The following is a 4,318-nucleotide window of genomic DNA, read 5'->3' as shown; positions in this document are numbered from 1 at the left end:
GGGCATAAAAAGGACGGGTAAGAGCATAGAAGGGCATTCCCCAAGGAGAATCAATGCGTGTTACTGTTCCTGAGTAGAGCAGACGGCGCTTGATATGCTCACCCAAGGCTTCACTCAAAGGCATTTGGTGTTCGGGTGGCAAGTCTTCTTGCGATCGCCTGTGCAAAAACTCAATCAAATCCAGAAACTCAAAAGAGCTAACTAATTGGGCGTCAGGTAGATTACTTGGAAGTTTTTGCTCAATTTGTCTTTTTTCTTCACTTGTCAGACTGGTACCAGGAACGCGCGATCGCCCCGGTTGCCAAGGATACTTTTCTAGCCAGACATAAGGCAATTGAATTAAATAGCGCGGTTCCTGAGAACCCAGCATCTTTAATAGTTTGCCTTCTGTTAGAGCCTGTCTGACTTCTTCTACAATAATTTTTACCCGTTTCGGTTCCAGGTGGTGCAAATGCCCTGTCATCCGCAGGTTTTGTCCCTGCTCAAGGTAGGTCATGTAAATTGCACACTTTGCTGCTGTTGCGGCTGCGTCTAAAAATGCCCCATGCCTGTGCCCACTCGTCCGCATGGCACTAAAAGCCAGATAAAGCATGATCTGATCCATCGCACTGGGGTCAAGACGTTTGATCAGATCTATGTCGTTACTCATATTACAGACAATTGAATAGCACGTTTACACAATTTTTAATGGATTGAAAATAGGTAGTATACACCTGGCTGAAGGCGATGTTTTCACTTCAGACTATATTAGTATGCGATAACTAGGAAATCCGTGGTAGCCCAAACTACTATTTTCACATATTTTCTAGGTTCAAGGCAGATTTAGTTGTGGTTACTATAACTGTCTGGAGCATCTAACCAGAAAATTACAGACATCACCAAGTCCAGCTTGACGACGGTTTCCGTCCCAAAAGTCAACTGTGTTGCAAGTAATCTATAAAGCCTTTAAGTTCTTTGAGGTTTTTTCATCTTTCTAGAGCAACAACGTCAAGCTGTTTACACCTTAACTATGGCCTTATGCCGACTCGGAGTAAAAACTAGTTTGCGCGGTTCATCTGGGATATCTGTTACTCAAAAAAGATGGTTTTTATTCAGCTTTAGCGAATTATTTTTAGCACACAAATGACTATAAATAATTGGGACTGGTCTAAAAAGAAATCGCTGACCAGGTGTAGAAACATTTAGAGGTTGAGCCAAACGGCTCATTGCGAACTATCATCTTGTTCACAACCTCCAGTGATGTCTCGCCAGTATAAGCCGTTGGCTTGAGGGAAGATAGTAGACATCAAGTAGAGCAATTAATTCCAATTTCAAAAATGCCTGTTGTTTTTTCAAATATCGCTCCTTATCATATCATTATTTTTTGATTTTGTAATAAATTTATGTATTTTAAAATTTATCAATAATGGTATTTAAATAATTTATATTCTTATTAAATCAAGGTTTGATGATATTTTATTTTCCTCATAAATCCAATTTGCAATTATCTTTTTGTGTTGATAATTTTACACAGAAATCTGCAATTGACTCTGAATTAATCCCATAGCAATTAGGTTTTTAAGCTCATGCTAATAGCCGAATAATTAGTTTTTATCCAAATATATGATAAAACATATTGGATTTTATTTTCTAATTATTTAGATATTTTTTTCATGAAATAATTTTAATTTTTCATGATTTAACTAATTAATTGGCTACTTTCAAGTATATTTTTACCTCGCTGTTTTATATATTTGACGGATGTTGAATTGCGTAAATAAAAGGAAGAAAATCCTTTTCTAGGGGTCTGGGCGATCGCAGACGAAATTCACTAGTACAGACTGACAGAAATAAAGATACCATCTCACCAAACACAATAAGTAAGTGGGCGTAAATAATTAAAGGTTTGTAGTAAATGGCTCTAGCCCTATTTTAAGGTCTAAAGGTCTACTACAAGTCAATTTAATTAATTTTACATTACGTAATATAGTTCAATTTATTCTTGCCCACTTACTGAGTCTACCACGCTTAAAAACCGGGTTACTCTAAATACTTCTGCTAGTTCTTCATCTCCTAGTTCCAAAACATGCTGCAATGGTCTTAACTCCTTGCTAATCTTCTCTGTGAGCAAATACTCGTGCTAAATTGCTTGAGTCAGTGCTACTCGTACTGCTTATATATACGTGTTTACCTACTCGTATCAGGTTAAATCCCTAAAAGAATATTACAAGTCAAATTATTCTGATTATTGCTCACTCAATCTATTAAGCGTTATCTCCACCTATACAGCCAGGGCTATTTCGTTCTAAACATAAACCGCCCAGAACTAAAGTTCACAGGCTTTTAGCTTAAGTCCACGCTTAGTGGACTAAAAACCTTTCTTAGTCGTCTTTAGACGACTTTTGTTATTAGCCTCAGAATTTATTCTGAGGTGGGCTAGATGAGAATGAAATAGCCCTGCCTATACAGCAGTCCTAAATTATTTGTAAAAACTGAGATCCCCGACTTCGTAAAAGTTGCCGGGGATCTTGTTTGTCACAGATGATTTAGAGAAGTTGTAACTAGGCGTATTTGCGTCAGGATTGGTGCCCAGAGTGATGGGAGCTACTTTACCTCCCACCACACCTAAACTGATTGAACTGGTCATTTAAGGGAGCATCCCACTTTTTTGCATGTCATTGCAAGCGTTGCGAACGCGAGTGCGTCTCTTAGAGTTGCAATCACAAAATCTTCCAACTCAGAGCGAGTCCATGCGATTGCTTCGTCGTTCCTCCTCGCAATGACAATTATTTTCTCATTAAAAAATAAAAACTGGGATGCACCCGTCATTTAATTCGTCGGACTAGAGGGTTTAACCTGATTTCGCATTGTTTCAAAGCTGAAAGCAGCCCCGCCAAAGGTTACTAACAAGACTCCCAGAATTTGCACAATATCCAAATTTTCTTGAATGATTAGCCCAGCAAAAATCACGGTTAAAACTGGGATGGTACCACCGATGAGCGCCGATCGCGAAGCACCTAGTTTACTAATACCAACATTATTTAGCAAATAACCAGCAAGAGTCAACACACCCAAAATAAATGCACTTAAAACCAGTTCCATCATCTTAGAGGGGTCAACTACCAAGTTCCAACTGCTTGGTAAAGGTAGCATCAAGCAGATAAAGCTCAACAGCAACATGGTGGCGAAGTTAATTAAAGTAAAAGTCACGGGATGCAGTTTGCTAGCACAAACCCGCGTCAGAATTATGTAGGCTGCAAAAGCCACGCCGGAAAGAATGGCGGTGCTGCTTCCCATTGAAATATTACCCATACCTGGGCTGGGAGAACCTCCCAAAACCAACAATTCACCGCAGCAAATCGCAGCGATCGCACTGATGCGAAATGTGGTAAGGCGATCGCGAAACAGAAACCACGACAATAAACCACTAACCATCGGATAGATAAAGAACAGTGCGATCGCCATTCCTGTCGTGACTTGAGCGATCGCAATGTATATGAGCACCTGAGACAAAAACAAAAAGCAGCCACTCACAACTGACAACAGCAAAATCTGCTTGGTAGCTGCGTTAGTAGGTGTGGGATTTCCTCTAACTGAGTTAGCCAAGTTTTCTAAGTCTTGCCACAAGGTTGGGTGTAGTATCGGAGATAACAATACCAACAGTGGTACTACTACCATAAACCGTAGGGTCAAAATTAAGAAAGTATTGCCCAAAGTCGGCGGCAGCAAGCGTTCTACCTCTAATACTCCAAAAATCTGGGAACCTTCGTGGAAAATTATCTTGATGGCTATGTTGTAAAGCGACGATAGCACTGCCGATAAGACAATCAATAATAAACCGATTTGGAGCGACGATAAACCAGAGGAATTGCGCGATCGCGATTGTGGCGGTTTTGCTTCTGGCTGCGGCTCTAGCGGAGCGATCGGTGAAGATTTAGCTTTGCTCTGCGATACGTTCCTGCGGAGGAGAGAAATTGATTCAGCAGCGTTTCTCCTTCGTGAAGATTGTATTGCTTCCGGCTGTGGCATAGATACAGTCGGAGGCTCTGATGTCGTTTCTTTTGGTGAAAGTTTATTAGCGATCGGGGAAATTGGCTCAGAGGAATTTCTTACTACTTCGCCAACCTGTGGCGGGGATGTCTCAAAAGAACTGTTTTTTTCTGGCTCGGTAAATTGCAAAACAGTAGGTGTACCTGCTGTCGCTGGTTTGTGTGAAGCTTCTTCTATAGTTTTTTCTAGTTCTCCATGCAGGCGATTAACAAACTCCGCCAAAATCGTTTCCCCTTGCTGCTGCTGGCTGTACATCCGTGACAACTGTTGGGAAAGATTACTTTGATAG

Annotated in this window: 2 protein-coding genes; both read right to left on the bottom strand. The window is 40.6% G+C overall.

The annotated features are described in order from the left end of the window. On the bottom strand, positions 1-649 hold a 649-nt coding region (hetR, locus tag LC574_RS28760), incomplete at its 3' end, for a heterocyst differentiation control protein (RefSeq protein ID WP_229457051.1). Between the two features lie 2,159 nt (positions 650-2,808). Next, positions 2,809-4,318 (bottom strand): DMT family transporter (locus LC574_RS28755; RefSeq protein WP_229457050.1); only part of this gene is annotated, 1,510 nt, incomplete at its 5' end.

It is taken from the genome of Nostoc sp. CHAB 5715 (assembly GCF_020829685.1).
Lineage (GTDB): Bacteria > Cyanobacteriota > Cyanobacteriia > Cyanobacteriales > Nostocaceae > Nostoc.
The sequence above is the reverse complement of the archived record's forward strand: the minus strand, read 5'-3'. Positions and strand labels throughout refer to the sequence as shown.